Consider the following 15,851-nt stretch of genomic DNA (forward strand, 5'->3'; position numbering starts at 1 on the left):
GATGCAGCCGAGCTAGTGTATTGCATTTCTGGAGCGGCAACCGTTTCATTACTGAATCCATTCACAAAGCAAATTCAAAATTATCCCATTAAACCCGGTCAAGTAGCCAACGTCCCACAAGGTTGGTGGCATTATGAAGTGGCTAATGCGGATAATACACATCTGCTCGCCATTTTTAATGCACCAACACCTGAGGTGATCCTCGGTTCAGATATCTTGAAATTGACGCCTGCAAATATTATGGCCCATACTTATTGCATGGATGAAAACCAATGGAAAAAAGCAATTGCACCAGTTCAGCCATCAACATTCATCGGTCCGCCAGCCAACTGCCATCGAGCGGCCGAAGAAGACATGCAGCAATATCCTCAATTTATTAATCACTATGATAACCAAATGTATACTGCTCCGGCTTACAACTATCAATATCAGCTCAATCCCCCGTATTATTATTATTGAAGATAGATATTGGGAGCATGATTACCCCTGTTCGAGGGCCTTTACAACTAATAAATCGGAATCGAAAAAAGCAATGGAGAACTCCATACATAAGGGTTCTCCATTGCTTATAATTACATGATCTGTTTTTTTCACTTCGCCACATCTTATATTATGGTAGTCACCTAATGTGATTTATGGCCATTCATGATACGCTTGGTTACAATTATCAGTTATACTTCTCTATTTATTCTACCGAGTTTCTTCTTATAATATAAGAAATCCTCAAATTGCTCCTCCCAATACAGCACAGATTATTCACTTCAATTTTGCGGTCAGAACTCCTCCTATCTTTAAAGGAACCTACCCTTATCAAAGTGCTCAACTAGTTCTATTAAATTTAATCATCCGTAGTTTAATAGTGCATCAAAGGTCTCATCTAAAAGGCTTATTGGAATTTTATCAATACTAATTAATAAAAACATTTTCTTGGATAAATATGGGGAATTACCCTACAATTGAAAAGCCTATAAACAGTTGAGATTTTACTTTTGGATGATTTATTTGAAAAGAAAAAAACTAAGAGTGATGAAATCTTTAAATTACTGAAAGCAATAATATTAATTACTAAGTAATATGGAGAGTGAGATACTTGGAATCTATTTTTGAAGAATTCGAAGATATGGATTTTGATGAATACAAACTAAATGAATGAACAGCAGGAGATATCCTTGATGCTGAAGCAAATTTAAACATTAATCTCCCAAAAGAATATATTGAACTATTAAAAATCCAAAATGGGGGATATTTAAAATACAATGCTTTACCAGTTAGTTTTAAAAATTCCTACGCTGATGATCATATTGTTGTAGACTTTCTGTTTGGAATTAAAGAGAATGAAGGAATTTATAAATCAAAATACCTTCTTAATGACTGGGGAATTAAAGAAAAAGATTTTGTAACAATCTCCGGAGAAGGACACACTTGGCTTGTATTAGATTATAGAAAAAATAAAGATGAACCAGAAATCACTTTTATAGACACTGAAGAGAACAAAACTTCCGTTATCTTTAAGACTTTTAATGAAATGATTGAAAATTTATATGAACCGCCAACAGAAGATTTGTCCATATACATCGGTGGATATGAGTTATCCGTTGAACGTGCAAAAGAGTTGTGTAAAAGTAAAGATACTGAGGAGACTTTAGATGGTATAAGCATATGGGGATGTAGTTATAAAGATTTGACAGAACTCGCATCTACACTAATTATGATTCTTGAAACTAACTCAGATAAATATATTCAAGAAAGCGCTTCTCAAAATTTAGTTCAGTTAATTACCGGTGAGTTTGTTACTGATGAAATCATAATAAAAAAAGCGTTGCTTATTTTAGGCTCTGTAGAAGATAGTGAAATAAATAGTGATATAAAGTATTCACACAAGTTATTACTTGACTTTATAAACAGGAACTAACTCAGTTACTCGATATACAGGACTCCACTGCAGAAAACTTTTCAAGAGCTCTAGGAAAAAAGAGCATGGCCCAATAAATGTGGTCATTTAACTAAAAAAGCAATGAAGAACCCTATTTAATAAGGGTTCTCCGTTGCTTTTAATTACATGATCCGCTTAAAAAGCCGAATTCTTTTAACCTCGTAACATCTCATAATAGATTTATGTTTTTTGCTTCTGTAATAATATTTTTCATTAATGATACAACAGATTGATTTTTAGCTAATCTTGGGCTCTGGCCAGACCAGAGTGACATGAAGTCTTGATTATTCTGTCTACTGCACGTTTTTCTAATTTCTTGAGTTAATAGGTTTTGAACAGGAAAATCGGGTACAAGCAATTCATGCTCCGACATATCTGCAATAAATTTGTTTTTAATACCTCTTGCCCATTTACCAGAAAAGGCACGGGTAAAGGTTGTCTGGTCTTCATCAGCATTTAATATGGCTTCTTTATGTACCTTGTGTGCCCCACTTTCTATACAAGTCAAGAAAGCTGTGCCCATTTGTACACCTTGTGCTCCTAAGAAGAGTGAAGCCATTAATCCTCTTCCATCCATAATTCCTCCTGCAGCGATAACAGGTATGCTTACATTGTCAACAACTTGCGGAATAAGTGACATTAAACCTACTAGGCTCTCTTGATGACCATCAATAAAGTTCCCGCGATGCCCGCCAGCTTCACTGCCTTGCATAACAACCATATCCATTCCCGCTTTTTCATTTGCAACGGCTTCCCTAACCGTTGTAGCTGTTCCTATAAGAGTGATGTTATGCTGTTTTAATTCAGCCATCAATTCCTTAGGAGGAATACCAAATGTAAAGGAACAAATAGATACATTCTCTTCAATGACTACCTTAACTTGTTCAGTGAAACTTTCATAGATTTTTTCATACTCAGGAATGTCAAAGCTGTCTGTTTGTTCTAAATGTAATTGCTTACGAATCGTGTGTAAACGCTGGTTAGCTGATTGGACTGCGTAAGGCGTAATGTTAAATTCGTTTGGCACGAATAGATTGATGCCAAAAGGGTTTGACGTTAACTGCTTGATTTCTCTAATCTGCTCTCTTGATTGTATGGGTGTCTGATAGCCTGCTCCGATCATTCCAAGTCCCCCGGCATTGGATACCTCGGCTACTAAATCCGAAGTGGTGATCCCGCCAGCCATAGGAGCTTGTATAATAGGATTCTTAATCTTCAAACGCTTCATCATTTCATTATTTAACATCAATGACTCCCCCAATTTTGTATGTTTAAATCCTTATTAATTCTCTTCTGTTTTTTTAATATTGGATGGCTGAACGTTAGGGGTGATCTCGAAATGAATCCCGCTTGAAAGCAAAATTGCCCCAAAGAAGACAACACTTGCTGCTCCAATAAAAGCAACATTAAAATCATGTGTGAGTGATGATAAGACTCCAGCAAGGGTTGGTCCTATCAACTGTCCAATAGCATAAATAGCGGTAAGCATGCCAATAGTCCGATTGCTATCAGAAGGATTCATTTCCCTTCCCAATGTTGTAGCCAGGGTGGTGATACCCATAAACGTGGCTCCAAATAATAAAGCACTTATGACAAAACTTGTTTTTGACATCCAAAAGGCTGGCATCGCAATACCCAAGGATTGCAGAGCCATTGCAAGCACTAAAGATTTAATGAATCCCCATTTTTTAGCTAGTAAAGACCAGATGAGACAGGATGGAGTCGCAGCCAAACCCACCAGCATCCAAACTAAGGTGGCACCATTATGAAAGTATGAGGTCTTTTCAGCGATAGCTACGATAAACGTTCCTGTAACAATGTAACCCAATCCTTCTAAACCATACGCAATAATCAGCCATATAAGCCATTTAGCGGGGGGCACTTTTCCAATAATATCTCTTTTATTTTTCTTCTCGACAACGTTAGGGGTTTCATCGAGCCAGATCCATACAAAGATAGCAAGGATTCCACTCACAACAGCTAGTCCTAACCATGTTCCTTCCCACCGAAATAAATGGTTTAAACTCGGAATCATTAGACTTGATAAAAAGATTCCCAAACCTACTCCCCCATAAAACATCCCCGACCAACTTGTTTTTCTTATAGTTGAAAGTTTATCTAACACGATACCAGAGGCTAAGACCAATACAAAAGCACTGGCAAATCCTGATAGGAAGCGAAGTCCATTCCAAAGTGAATTAGAGTATGAGAGACCCATTACGGCAGTGGTTAAGATACTGATGATTAGAATTATTCTTAACAAAATGGTTCTATACTTCTTAAAAGGAATGGCACCTGCTAAAATTGCTCCAAGCAAATATCCTGCGTAATTACTGGTTGCTATATAACCAGCAGCTGTATTTGATAAAGAAAGTTCTTTTTGCATAAGAGGAAGAATGGGAGTATATGCAAATCTTCCAATCCCCATAGCAATGATTAATGAAAATATTCCCCCTATTAAAAAATGATAAGTTTGATTCTTCAAATATTCTCCTCCAATTAACTATAATGAACCTGTTAGAAACTGTGCTTCCCCTCGTCCAAAACTCCAGTCAGCATCGCTGTTTTCTGTTATAGAAACCATCAAGTCCTGTGGAGAAATCCCACAGTCCGATTCAAGTTTATGAGCAAGAAGTGAGTATAAGGTTTCTTTCTGTTTTACAGTTCTTTTTTTACTTACAATACTAATAATTACTAGGTCTCTGCTTCTTTTAAACCCCAGTCCGGTATCCTCGATTATTAGCTCATGCGGCGGGTGCTGATGAACTATTTGATAACGATCACTTTCAGGCACTTGGAAAGCTTCCACCATCGCATGGTGAGCCGAATCCAATAATTTTTTTAAAGTTTCTTCGTTTCTTCCTTCTACTAAATCAAAACGTAATAATGGCATCTTGTATCTCCCCTCAAAATAAATAATGGTTTTAGAGTGTCCAACTGAAATGTAGGATATTATAAGCATATCTTCTTTTTGCTATATGGTATAATACTTAAAATCGATATTTGGCATCACTCATAATGATGGCTAAAAGATATATCAACCAAGGAGAGATTATTTTGGATTTGCACTCATTAAAAATTTTCCACAGTGTTGCTAAAATGGGAAGCATTTCTCAAGCAGCAAGAGAACTTCAATATGCACAGTCAAATATCACGATGAAAATAAAGCAGTTGGAATCGGATCTTCAAACAACTCTTTTTTATAGACATAATCGTGGCACTGCATTAACTGACAAAGGAAGCATGTTGCTAACATATACAGAAAAAATATTCGATCTTATAGAAGAGACCAAAAATATGATGAATGATGATCAAACACCCAGAGGTCCGTTAATTATTGGTTCAATGGAAACAACCGCAGCAGTTCGCTTACCAGTCTTGTTTTCAAAGTATCACAAAGATTTTCCAGAGGTTGATTTAACTTTAAAAACAGGCTCCACTGAACAAAATATTCAAGCAGTCCTTCAGAATGAACTTGATGGAGCATTTGTGGCTGGACCCATTAATCATCCAGATCTCATTCAGAAAGAAGTATTCGAAGAAGAACTAATGCTCATTACAGATACAGTTCATCCTCCTATATCTTCTATCAAAGATATTCAAACAAGGAAGCTGCTTGTATTTCATGCAGGATGTGCTTATCGGGAAAAGTTTGAACTATGGCTACAACAAGAGAAGATGATACCCAATAAGATAATGGAATTTGGCACTATAGATGGGATCATCGGTTGTGTCGCAGCTGGTCTAGGTATAAGTATGCTTCCGCAAAGTGTTGTTTCAAAACAGGTACAAGAGGGAATCATTCGACAACACTCAATTCCGAATGGAAAAGTTAAGACAGTTTTCATTTATCGAAAAGATAAGTATGTACCTGCATCCTTAATAAAATTTATAAATATGTTGAGTGAAGAGGAGGAACTAATTAATAAAATAGAGGGGTAACCTAGATTATATTTTCGATAAGGAAGAATAAAATAATTTCGTTTAATGTGTCATTGAGGTGTTGGAAGTTGAACATTATTATCAAAGCTTACTTCCATTCGAAGGAAACAAAGTTCTTACAAAGTGGCAGCTTCCCTGTTCCTAGTTCAGATTTAAAAAAAGGATCTAGATTGTCAGCTGCCATTGCGGCATACGAGTGGATTCAGAAGATTAAAAAACGCTACAACGAGATATAATGTGCCAATAATTACTCCATTTAAAAAAGGGAAATATTCATCTTTTGGAAGATTTATTAAACTATCAATTGAAACACCCAGAAATGATGACAATGGAGCTGCAAGAAGTATAGAAATAGGGATCAGATATAATTTTTATTAAATATTACCATTTCATAAAGAGTGGTAGCAAATTGTATTGTATTGCAATTAATTCACATTACGAATAAATTACGCTTCTTCCACTAAACTGCCCCGATAGTTCCATAAGCAAAAAGCTGCCTTAAAGACAGCTCCGATATTCAGATAACGCACCCGTTAGTTCATCAAGAAAATCAGCAACATCCTTAACATAGCCTTCTAATAAAAAAGAGCAGGCATAGCCCACTCTTAAATTTCTTTAATGACTGGTTTACCCAGCTTGTTCTCAGACGATTTCACGATTTACGCCATACACATGCAACTATAATGTTGGAGATCGGAGAAAATGCTAAAGTGGTATCAGAAAGATTAGCACATTCAAAATCAGGACTCTTCAGCAGAAAACTTTACAAAAGCTCTAGGAAAAAAGAGCATGGACCAATAAATGTGGTCAATTTGTGGTCATTTAACTAAAAAAGCAATGGAGAACCCTATTACATAAGGGTTCTCCATCGCTTTTAATTACATGATCCGTTTGAACATTTTTTCCATTTCATATATGGAATATGAGATGATGATAGGTCTTCCATGAGGGCATGTGAAGGGGTCTGTTGTCCGCCTCAGTTCATCCAATAGTGCTTGGATTTCATCATTGCGCAGATGACGGTTTGCCTTTATGGAGGCTTTACAGCTCATCATGATGGCTGCTTCTTCGCGCAATTTTTTGATATCTACCTTTTTCATCGATAGCAATTGTTCTATCATTTCCTCAAGGATTTCCTGTTCAATTCCTTTAGGGAACCATTGTGGATGCGATCGGACAATATAGGCGTTATAGCCAAACTCCTCTAAAAAGACGCCGACTTTTTCCAACTCATTCCGATATTCATTTATCCGGATACATTGATCTGTCGAAAATTCAAGGGTGATGGGGACCAGCATATCCTGTAGCTCGTTTTCAACTCGACCGACTTTTTCTTTAAAGTATTCGTATTTGATCCGTTCCTGAGCAGCATGCTGGTCTATGATATACAAGCCCTTTTCGTTTTGGGCGAAAATATATGTTCCATGCATTTGCCCAATCGGGTACATCGGAGGGATGCGGCTTTCCGGTTCATTCGCCTCGATTTCCTCCTCTTGTTCGACAGTGTAGGTTGTAAACTTTTCAGCTGACTCGAAATATGGTTTGCCTTCATCATCTTGTAAGACCGGTACATAGACATCTTCCATTTGCTGCTGTTCAGTGCTATAGATTATTTCCTTTATTGGTTCAAGATTGAAATCTTCATTATGATCGACGTAATTCTTTTGTTCCTGCTTTTCTCGTATCAAGGTATCCTTCAAGAGGGAAGCTTCTTTCTTGGCTTCTTCCAGGACTCGCTTGCCGCTTTCCACAACATGGTCCAATTCCAGAGTGGTTTGCTCACTTTTCACCTGTTCCGGCTTTGCTGCTGGTGTATATCCACTTGGTATTAGAGACATCTTTTTAAACGAAGATTTAATCGTTTCCGATACAAGACTGTACAATTCCTGTTCCTTGCTGAGCCTTACCTCCATTTTGGATGGATGTACATTGACATCGACAAGAATCGGATCCATTTCGATATTCAGCAAAGCGATTGGAAAACGTCCAATTGGAAGAAGTGTATGATACCCATCCAGGATTGCTTTCACGAGCGCATAGTTTTTAATGAAGCGCCCGTTTATCATGGTTGAAATGTAATTCCTTGAAGCCCGGGTGATCTCGGGCATGACGATATATCCGGATAATTTGAAATCCAAGGAGCTTGCCTGAACCGGAATCATCTTTTTGGCAATATTCGTACCATAGATTGCCGCCAGCACCTGCCTGACATCACCGTTACCATTCGTATGGAGGATACGCTTCTCATTGTGTGTTAACCGTATGGAAACATCGGGATGTGAAAGTGCGAGCCTGTTAGCGACATCCGTAATATTTCCTAGCTCGGTATGAATGGTTTTCATATATTTCAACCTTGCAGGGGTATTAAAAAACAAGTCGGAAACCAGGATATCCGTTCCTTTACGGCTGGATGAAGCCTCAAGTTCCTTAACCATGCCTCCTTCAAGAAGTATGCGCGTTCCTACCCCTTCGCCAGTGCTGCTTTTCATTTCAAAACGGGAAACTGAAGCAATACTGGGCATTGCTTCACCGCGAAAGCCAAGTGTTCGGATTCGGAAGAGATCATTTTCATCTTTTATTTTACTAGTGGCGTGACGTTTAAATGCCGCTTCTATGTCATCAGGTAAAATCCCATCGCCATTATCCACGATCCGAATGGAACCAAGTCCAGCCTCCACCAATTCAATCTCTATAATGGTACTGTTTGCATCTATTGCGTTTTCCACAAGTTCCTTAACGACTGAGGCTGGGCGTTCAACAACTTCGCCAGCTGCGATTTTATTAGATAAAGCCTCGTCAAGCTGTATGATTTTTCCCATTTTTATCGCCTCGCTTTAATTCTCATTTAAGTTTCTTTTGTAATTTATAAAGGGTATTCATTGCCTCAAGCGGCGTCATTTCAAGGATATCCAGTGATTTTATGTCATCCAGCACCTTTTTTTCCTTTGGTGAAGAATTCACCCTTCCTTTAGGAGCTTCTTCCCCAAAGAAGGAAAGCTGTGCCTCATTGACGGATGACACAGGGGCAGCTTCGGCAATAGGTGCTTTTTCAGCAGCAGGCTGTTCAGGACTCGCCTTTGCCTGTCCATTTTCATTCTCTAGCTGGGCTAAAATAGCAGCTGCCCGATCTATTAACTGCTCCGGTAAATCAGCAAGCTTAGCCACATGAATTCCATAGCTTTTATCTGCTGGCCCTTCTTTAATTTTATGAAGGAAAACGACATTTCCATTTTGCTCAATGGCACTTACATGGATATTTTTCAATTTTGGGAGTTCCGTTGCCAATACAGTCAATTCGTGATAATGAGTCGAAAAGAGTGTCTTTGCCCCAATTTCCTCATGAATATATTCAATGATGGCCTGAGCAAGCGCCATCCCATCATAAGTTGATGTTCCCCGGCCTATTTCATCAAATAATATCAAACTGTTTTCTGTCGCATTCATGATGGCATTTCTTGCTTCAAGCATCTCGACCATGAATGTACTTTGACCGRAAATCAAATCATCTGCCGCGCCAATCCTGGTAAATACCTTATCAAAAATAGGTAATTCAGCTATACTTGCGGATACGAAGCATCCAATTTGCGCTAAAATCGATGTTAGCGCTATTTGACGCATATACGTACTTTTACCCGACATATTGGGCCCTGTGATCAAGAGTAACTCCCGATCTCCATCCATAAAGCAGTCATTGGGGACATATTCCTGTGATTGAAGGACTTTCTCGACCACTGGATGCCTGCCTTCCTTCAGTACGATTCTTCGGTCATCGGAAAAGACAGGCTTCACATAATGGCGTTCTTCACTAATCGTCGCAAAGCACTGCAGGACATCCAGTTCACTGACGCCTTTCGCCAAATCCTGTAAGCGAGGGATATAGCTTTTGACCTCTTCACGAAGATTGAGGAATAAGTCATACTCCAAACTGATGCTTTTTTCTTCTGCTTGTAAAATCAAAGCTTCCTTTTCTTTCAATTCAGGTGTGATATAACGTTCGGCATTCGTTAAAGTCTGCTTCCGTTCATAACGGCCTTCTTCAAGCAGATGCAAATTTGCTCGTGTGACTTCAATGTAATAGCCAAATACACGATTATATCCGATTTTCAAGGATTTGATCCCGGTGCGTTCCCGCTCTTCGCGTTCAAGCTGTGCAATCCAAGTTTTCCCGTTTCTGCTGGCATCCCTGTATGTATCCAGCTCCTTATGGAAACCATCCTGAATGATATTCCCTTCCTTCACGGACAATGGAGGGTTTTCTACAAGCGCCGTTTCAAGTAAATCCGTCACTTCTTCACAAGGATCCAATTTATCGGCCAGGATTGAAATATCCTGATTGGAAGCCATTGACTTCACGATTTCACGAATGACCGGCACCTGTTGCAAGGAACGTTTCAGTTGAATCAAGTCCCGAGCGTTTACATTCCCGAAGGCCACCCTTCCGGCAAGCCGCTCCAAGTCGTACACTTCCTTCAGGCGTTCACGTAAGTCCTGCCGTTCGAAGTATTGATTTTTCAGGGTTTCAACAAGGCTTTGTCTCCGCTCGATCTGTTTTTTATTAATGAGCGGTCTATCAATCCATTGCTTCAACATCCTTCCGCCCATGGCTGTTTTTGTTTCATCAAGCAGCCATAGTAATGAGCCTTTTTTACCTTTGGAACGAATGGTTTCAGTTAATTCCAAATTACGTTTGCTATAATAATCAATTTTCATATATTGTGATGTTTCATATGCAAGCACTGGCTGTAAATGATCCAGGCTGCGTTTTTGGGTACGGTATAGATAATTCAATAAACGTGAGGTCGTTGTCGCCAGTTTCTGGTCTTTTAACAAATGAAGCAATGGAGCGAATGACTCGCTTTGAACCAAATTACTCTCTAGGGATAGAGCGGCTGCGCCCCGTTCTTGAAGCATTTTTTTCCATTCTTCATTGAAATCCTCGGCAATGACCACTTCACTCGCACCAAGGATGGCAAATTCATTCAGAACTTCCTCGAAACTCTCAATCAATGTAACCTTATTTTCCCCTGTCGATAAATCATTGTATCCAAAGCCAAACTGACCATCCGTAAAATAAGTGATGGTGGCAATATAATTATTTTCCTTTTCACGAAGACCCTTACTATCCATTTTCGTTCCCGGGGTAATCAGCTGGACAACTTCCCTGCGTACCACACCTTTGGCTTGCTTCGGATCTTCGGTTTGTTCACAAATAGCTACTTTAAAACCTTTTTCTATCAATATATCAATATAATTAGCAGCCGAGTGATACGGAATGCCGCACATCGGAATTCGCTCTTCACTACCACCTTCTCGGCTCGTTAATGTGATTTCGAGCTCTTGTGATGCATTCAGTGCATCGTCAAAAAACATTTCATAAAAATCGCCTAAACGAAAAAATAAAAAGGCATCCTGATACTCTGCCTTAATTTTTAAATATTGCTGTATCATCGGAGTATATCCAGCCATTCCTTCAAAACCTTTCCAAACTAAAATCTATTACACATTTATGTCCTTCATTATAACATACGAAAATGCAACATGGCCTGTATTCGAAATTGCATGGTAAATCAATTTGTAAGCTAGCTGTATCTGCAAAGCCATAGGGACTTGTCCCGCTTCAAATTAAATAAAACCGGATGAAGGGAATGTCATCCGGTATTAATTTCTATATTCTATTCGTCTTCGAATTCATCAAGGAAATCCGGATCTAAATCTTCGAAATCCTCATCATCGAAATCAGAGCCCCAGTCATCCTCACAGCGGCCATCTGGACTTACAGCGACACAAATTTTCGTTTCGCCGACGACTTCCACAAAGAATTCCCTTTCCACATGGACAATGATTTTTTGTCCACATGGGGAGATGCATGCTTCTAAACAATTCGGCTGTTGGACAGCTTTTGCAGCGATTTCATGGTCATCAAGATAATCGGGATCACGGTATTTCAGCGAAATAACGTCGGTATATTGCACTTTTTCAGTTACAACTTCCGTCTTCGAATTATGGTTATAAGAATACCAGACGTTGATTTCGTAGCTGCCGTGAATTTCTACCTTTTTGCCGACTTTCTTTGCATCGTATTTATGGTTGATGATCCAACAACCTAGAATGCTAGAAGGATGATGAGCCGGGCAAATGGTGTGAGAGGACTTTGTGAATTTACGTCCTTTTGCCACCACCGCTTTAGTAATTATCTCTCTATATTGTGACATGCTAGCGAACCCTCCTCATACAGTTTCCATTCATCCTATGCGTGGTAAAAGTCTATTGTGCGTAGAATTTTAATTGTTTGAAAACTGCTGTAATGTTTTAAACCTAGGTTATTTTATGCGCATGTTTTGGGATATGTGTCACGAATGGGCACTGTATAAGGATTTCCGCATATTAAAAAAGTCCTTCTGAAACCAGAAGGGCTTTTTTACTATTCATGAACAGCTTCCGCCGCCTGCTTGTACCTGTGAACCTGTCTCACCGCGAAGGACATCGCCTTCGGTCGATTCAATAATCAGGTCCGTCACCTTATTCGATACCTGTGAAGAGACCATTTGTAAAAGATCATTTACATCCACTTGGGATTGTTTGAATTCTTGCACGATCGGAAGTTCATCCAATTGTTTTTCCAGTGCATCAATTTTGGCCTGCACTTGACTGTATGCTTTCTCTTTGCCGTAATGTTGGAAGTTTACAGCCTGTTTTTGCAAACTCTTGATGCTGGCGATCATTTCACGGATTTTTTGATTTTCATTGATGTGAGCTTCTGCCCGTTTAAAGAAATCGACTTCTTCCGTGCTGGCGATCATTTCAGCAAGCTCGGCCGCTTTGTTCAGAATGTCATCTTTAGTATATTTAGTCATATTACTCCACCTCAATCGCCGTTGCTTCTTCAACCATATCCCCATTTAATGACCATGTTTTCGTTCCGGTGATTTTCACTTTTACGATTTTGCCAATAGCGGATTTTGGTCCTTTGAAGTTCACGAGCTTATTTTTCGTTGTATAACCTGCTAATACTTCCGCATTCTTCTTGCTTTCGCCTTCAACGAGCACTTCAACAATCTGTCCATCATACTCTTTCATTTTCAATGCGCACGTTTCATTTACAAGGGCATTCAAGCGTTGCAGACGTTCCTTTTTCACTTCCATCGGTACATTATCCTGCATTTTCGCAGCCGGTGTTCCCTCACGTGGTGAGTAGATGTAAGTATATGCTGCATCGAAACCAACTTCACGGTATAATGACATCGTTTCTTCAAAGTGCTCTTCCGTTTCATTCGGATAGCCTACAATGATGTCCGTGGTTAGCGATGCACTTGGGATAGCTTCCTTGATTTTTTTAACTAGCTCTAAATATTGTTCGCGTGTATACTTACGGGCCATGATTTTAAGTGTTTCCGTACTTCCCGATTGAACTGGAAGATGGATATGGTCAACGAGATTTCCGCCTTTAGCCAGTACTTCAATCAAATGATCATCAAAATCACGGGGATGGCTTGTCGTAAAACGAATGCGCGGAATGTCGATTTTGCGGATTTCATCCATCAAATCGCCGAAACGATAATCGATATCCGTAAAATCTTTTCCGTAAGCATTCACATTCTGTCCAAGCAGGGTTATTTCCTTGTAACCCTGTGCCGCTAAATGACGGACTTCCTGGATGATATCTCCAGGCCTGCGGCTTCTTTCTTTCCCTCTCGTATACGGTACGATGCAGTATGTACAAAACTTATCGCAGCCATACATGATATTGACCCATGCCTTGGTTTTTCCTTTACGCACTTTCGGAAGGTTCTCGATTACATCACCTTCTTTAGACCAAACCTCAATGACCATTTCCTTGGAAAGATACGCTTCATTAAGGATTTGCGGCAGGCGGTGGATGTTATGCGTTCCGAAAATCATATCTACAAAATGGTGCTTCTCTAGAATCCGCTTTACAACTGTCTCCTCTTGTGACATACAGCCGCAAACCCCAAGCAGTAGATCCGGCTTTTCCAATTTCAATGATTTCAAATGCCCCAATTCACCGAACACTTTATTCTCTGCGCCTTCCCGAATCGCACAAGTGTTAAGTAAAATGACGTTAGCATCATCCACCGAGTCTGTCGCCTGATAACCAAGTGCCATAAAGATGCCCGCCATGACTTCTGTATCATGTTCGTTCATTTGACAGCCAAAAGTACGAATGTAAAACTTTTTACCTTCTCCCATTCCGCGGAAACCTTCAGGAATGGCAAAGTCATCATGATATTCTACTTCTTCTTTTCCCCGCTTTTTCGCATCCTTTAAGGAAGGCGGAATATAAACGGCTTGAAAGTACTTACTGAAGTCCTTTTCGGATTTTTTGTCCGCTGGATTCTCAGCCTGTACTTGTTGTGATTCTAATCGTTGTTTCTCGTTCATAGTTAATCTCCTTTCAAAATAGTTAGTTTATTTCTTTCACCAACTATTCCAAGACCTATCTTCAAATGGATTTATACGGATTCCTTTTTAAGAATTTCCAGTAAATATTAGCTATTAAGTGTGATATATCCACATTATCATAGTATAAAGCTTTTAACAGCAAGAAACAATCATTCTGTCGTGGCTTCTTCAATTGTAAGAAATTTTTCACAAATATTGAAAATAAGAACATGAAAGAAGAGGCTATGACGAATTTAGCCTCTTCTTATCATTCTTGGATGACGCTTTCCCCTTTCAAGATTTTTCAAATGCAGACCATGCAATTTCCACCTTTTCAGGTATTCAAGGCATAAGGAGAACCTTACCACACTGGCTTTTGATCATCAGTTCAAATCCCTTTTCAAAATCACTGAGTGAGAACCGATGGGTAATCATTGGTTTTACATCAACCTTGCCACTTTCAAGCAGACTTGAAACCTGTTGCCAGGTTGAAAACATCTTCCTTCCAGTTATCCCTTGGACAGTAAGACCCTTGAATACGATATCCTCTGTTATATTAATCGTGACGGGCTTAGAAGGCAGACTTAGAATGGATATTCTTCCACCATTGGTCGCCATCTTGAACCCTTGTTGGATAGCTGCTGGATTCCCGCTCATTTCACAAACAACATCCACCCCGTCCCCACTTGTAATGCTTTTCGTGATTTCCACTGGATCCTGATTCATTGAATGAATGAGGTGTGTGGCACCCATCTTTTTGGCTAGCTGAAGTCGATAATCATTAATATCAAGAGCGATTACTTTATCAGCACCTGCGGCCTTTGCTACAGCAATCGCCATAAGCCCAATTGGACCACAACCGATTATTGCCACCGTTTTACCCAGCACCTCGCCAGCTAGCACTGAATGGACGGCATTCCCCATCGGTTCTTGGATGGTAGCTATATCGAGTGGCATATCACTTGGATTTTTCCATAAGTTCTTGGCTGGCAGAGCTATGTACTCTGCAAAGCACCCTTGTTTATCCACACCGATAATGTTTGTTTTTTTACAGATATGGAATTGTCCGGTTAAGCATTGCCTGCATGTACCGCAAACTATATGTGTTTCGGCAGATACACAATCACCAACTGAAACATTACTGACACTTGCTCCTATCTCGATTACTTCCCCTGCAAATTCGTGCCCAAATACGTATGGCGGGCTCACCCTTCCTTGTGACCATTCATCCCAGGTGAAAATATGAATATCCGTTCCGCAGATCGAGGCCATCTTCACTCGAATCAAGACCTCGTCATCACGAATGTCCGGTATATCGACAACTTGTAATTGTGCCCCATAACCTCGGTGATGTTTGACGATCGCTTTCATTTTACCTCTCAACATGTACATTCCCCCTGAAATAGGGCTGTGCTTTTTCATCTACCTTAATATGTAAAGATATGAAAAATCAATCACAAAAATACCATAATCACTTTTGTACCGGCCTTTTCACATTAATAATGATGATTTTTAGGCATTCGTACATTTTTGTTAAATGGGTCATGTTTCTATAGCATCTTGTCCGCTCTCGAAT

General features: G+C 39.5%; 12 protein-coding genes and 3 pseudogenes. 6 read left to right on the forward strand and 9 right to left on the reverse strand.

Translation table 11 applies throughout. The annotated features are described in order from the left end of the window. The 3 genes and pseudogenes from AC1DIV_RS12535 to AC1DIV_RS12545 all read left to right on the forward strand — a co-directional run. Nucleotides 1–459 (forward strand): annotated as a pseudogene (locus AC1DIV_RS12535) (cupin domain-containing protein); the annotation flags it as partial. 706 nt (nucleotides 460–1,165) lie between these two features. Next, nucleotides 1,166–1,522 (forward strand): annotated as a pseudogene (locus AC1DIV_RS12540) (SMI1/KNR4 family protein); the annotation flags it as partial. Nucleotides 1,523–1,525: 3 nt separating this feature from the next. Next, complete coding sequence (locus tag AC1DIV_RS12545; protein WP_340875809.1) at nucleotides 1,526–1,912, forward strand: hypothetical protein; 387 nt, start codon at nucleotides 1,526–1,528, stop codon at nucleotides 1,910–1,912. A 190-nt stretch (nucleotides 1,913–2,102) separates the two neighbouring features. On the opposite strand, the gene AC1DIV_RS12550 is transcribed toward AC1DIV_RS12545, so the two are convergent. Genes AC1DIV_RS12550 through AC1DIV_RS12560 form a run of 3 tightly spaced genes read right to left on the reverse strand, consistent with a single transcriptional unit; the run spans nucleotide 2,103 to nucleotide 4,826 of the window. Further along, nucleotides 2,103–3,179: an NAD(P)H-dependent flavin oxidoreductase gene (locus tag AC1DIV_RS12550; RefSeq protein WP_340875808.1), complete on the reverse strand. Its 1,077-nt coding sequence runs from the start codon at nucleotides 3,177–3,179 to the stop codon at nucleotides 2,103–2,105. Nucleotides 3,180–3,215: 36 nt separating this feature from the next. Further along, on the reverse strand, nucleotides 3,216–4,418 hold the full coding sequence (locus tag AC1DIV_RS12555) for a YbfB/YjiJ family MFS transporter (RefSeq protein WP_340875806.1): 1,203 nt from the start codon (nucleotides 4,416–4,418) through the stop codon (nucleotides 3,216–3,218). An 18-nt stretch (nucleotides 4,419–4,436) separates the two neighbouring features. Next, on the reverse strand, nucleotides 4,437–4,826 hold the full coding sequence (locus AC1DIV_RS12560; protein ID WP_289349472.1) for a tautomerase family protein: 390 nt from the start codon (nucleotides 4,824–4,826) through the stop codon (nucleotides 4,437–4,439). A 164-nt stretch (nucleotides 4,827–4,990) separates the two neighbouring features. On the opposite strand from AC1DIV_RS12560, the gene AC1DIV_RS12565 reads away from it, so the two are divergent. The 3 genes and pseudogenes from AC1DIV_RS12565 to AC1DIV_RS12575 form a co-directional block, all read left to right on the forward strand. Further along, complete coding sequence (locus tag AC1DIV_RS12565) at nucleotides 4,991–5,875, forward strand: LysR family transcriptional regulator (protein ID WP_340875804.1); 885 nt, start codon at nucleotides 4,991–4,993, stop codon at nucleotides 5,873–5,875. A gap of 68 nt (nucleotides 5,876–5,943) precedes the next feature. Continuing rightward, the gene (locus tag AC1DIV_RS12570) at nucleotides 5,944–6,111 is read left to right on the forward strand and encodes a hypothetical protein (protein ID WP_340875803.1); all 168 of its coding nucleotides are present in this window, start codon (nucleotides 5,944–5,946) and stop codon (nucleotides 6,109–6,111) included. A gap of 411 nt (nucleotides 6,112–6,522) precedes the next feature. Further along, nucleotides 6,523–6,624 (forward strand): annotated as a pseudogene (locus AC1DIV_RS12575) (tyrosine-type recombinase/integrase); the annotation flags it as partial. Nucleotides 6,625–6,753: 129 nt separating this feature from the next. Here AC1DIV_RS12575 and mutL read toward each other — a convergent pair. The 6 genes from mutL to tdh all read right to left on the reverse strand — a co-directional run bounded on the left by mutL (nucleotide 6,754) and on the right by tdh (nucleotide 15,658). Next, the gene (gene mutL, locus AC1DIV_RS12580; RefSeq protein WP_340875802.1) at nucleotides 6,754–8,694 is read right to left on the reverse strand and encodes a DNA mismatch repair endonuclease MutL; all 1,941 of its coding nucleotides are present in this window, start codon (nucleotides 8,692–8,694) and stop codon (nucleotides 6,754–6,756) included. A 22-nt stretch (nucleotides 8,695–8,716) separates the two neighbouring features. Continuing rightward, nucleotides 8,717–11,341 carry a DNA mismatch repair protein MutS gene (gene mutS / locus AC1DIV_RS12585; protein ID WP_477576519.1) on the reverse strand — a complete coding sequence of 875 codons (2,625 nt, stop codon included), beginning with the start codon at nucleotides 11,339–11,341 and terminating at the stop codon, nucleotides 8,717–8,719. A 206-nt stretch (nucleotides 11,342–11,547) separates the two neighbouring features. Continuing rightward, entirely contained in the window at nucleotides 11,548–12,087 is a 540-nt protein-coding gene (locus AC1DIV_RS12590) for an outer spore coat protein CotE (protein ID WP_057278378.1), read from the reverse strand. Nucleotides 12,088–12,300: 213 nt separating this feature from the next. Next, nucleotides 12,301–12,729 carry a YlbF/YmcA family competence regulator gene (locus AC1DIV_RS12595; RefSeq protein WP_034313499.1) on the reverse strand — a complete coding sequence of 143 codons (429 nt, stop codon included), beginning with the start codon at nucleotides 12,727–12,729 and terminating at the stop codon, nucleotides 12,301–12,303. Between the two features lies 1 nt (nucleotide 12,730). Then, nucleotides 12,731–14,275 (reverse strand): tRNA (N6-isopentenyl adenosine(37)-C2)-methylthiotransferase MiaB, encoded by a 1,545-nt coding sequence (gene miaB, locus AC1DIV_RS12600; protein WP_048684706.1) that lies wholly within the window; start codon nucleotides 14,273–14,275, stop codon nucleotides 12,731–12,733. A gap of 342 nt (nucleotides 14,276–14,617) precedes the next feature. After that, nucleotides 14,618–15,658 carry an L-threonine 3-dehydrogenase gene (tdh, locus tag AC1DIV_RS12605; RefSeq protein WP_477576556.1) on the reverse strand — a complete coding sequence of 347 codons (1,041 nt, stop codon included), beginning with the start codon at nucleotides 15,656–15,658 and terminating at the stop codon, nucleotides 14,618–14,620. Nucleotides 15,659–15,851 lie beyond the last annotated feature (193 nt).

This window comes from Peribacillus sp. 05N428 (assembly GCF_056397085.1).

Coding starts and splice junctions, on each gene's coding strand:
- AC1DIV_RS12545 (WP_340875809.1), top strand. CDS start 1,526: ATGATTGAAAATTTATATGAACCGCCAACAGAAGATTTGTCCATATAC.
- AC1DIV_RS12550 (WP_340875808.1), bottom strand. CDS start 3,179: ATGTTAAATAATGAAATGATGAAGCGTTTGAAGATTAAGAATCCTATT.
- AC1DIV_RS12560 (WP_289349472.1), bottom strand. CDS start 4,826: ATGCCATTATTACGTTTTGATTTAGTAGAAGGAAGAAACGAAGAAACT.
- mutL (WP_340875802.1), bottom strand. CDS start 8,694: ATGGGAAAAATCATACAGCTTGACGAGGCTTTATCTAATAAAATCGCA.
- AC1DIV_RS12590 (WP_057278378.1), bottom strand. CDS start 12,087: ATGTCACAATATAGAGAGATAATTACTAAAGCGGTGGTGGCAAAAGGA.
- AC1DIV_RS12595 (WP_034313499.1), bottom strand. CDS start 12,729: ATGACTAAATATACTAAAGATGACATTCTGAACAAAGCGGCCGAGCTT.
- miaB (WP_048684706.1), bottom strand. CDS start 14,275: ATGAACGAGAAACAACGATTAGAATCACAACAAGTACAGGCTGAGAAT.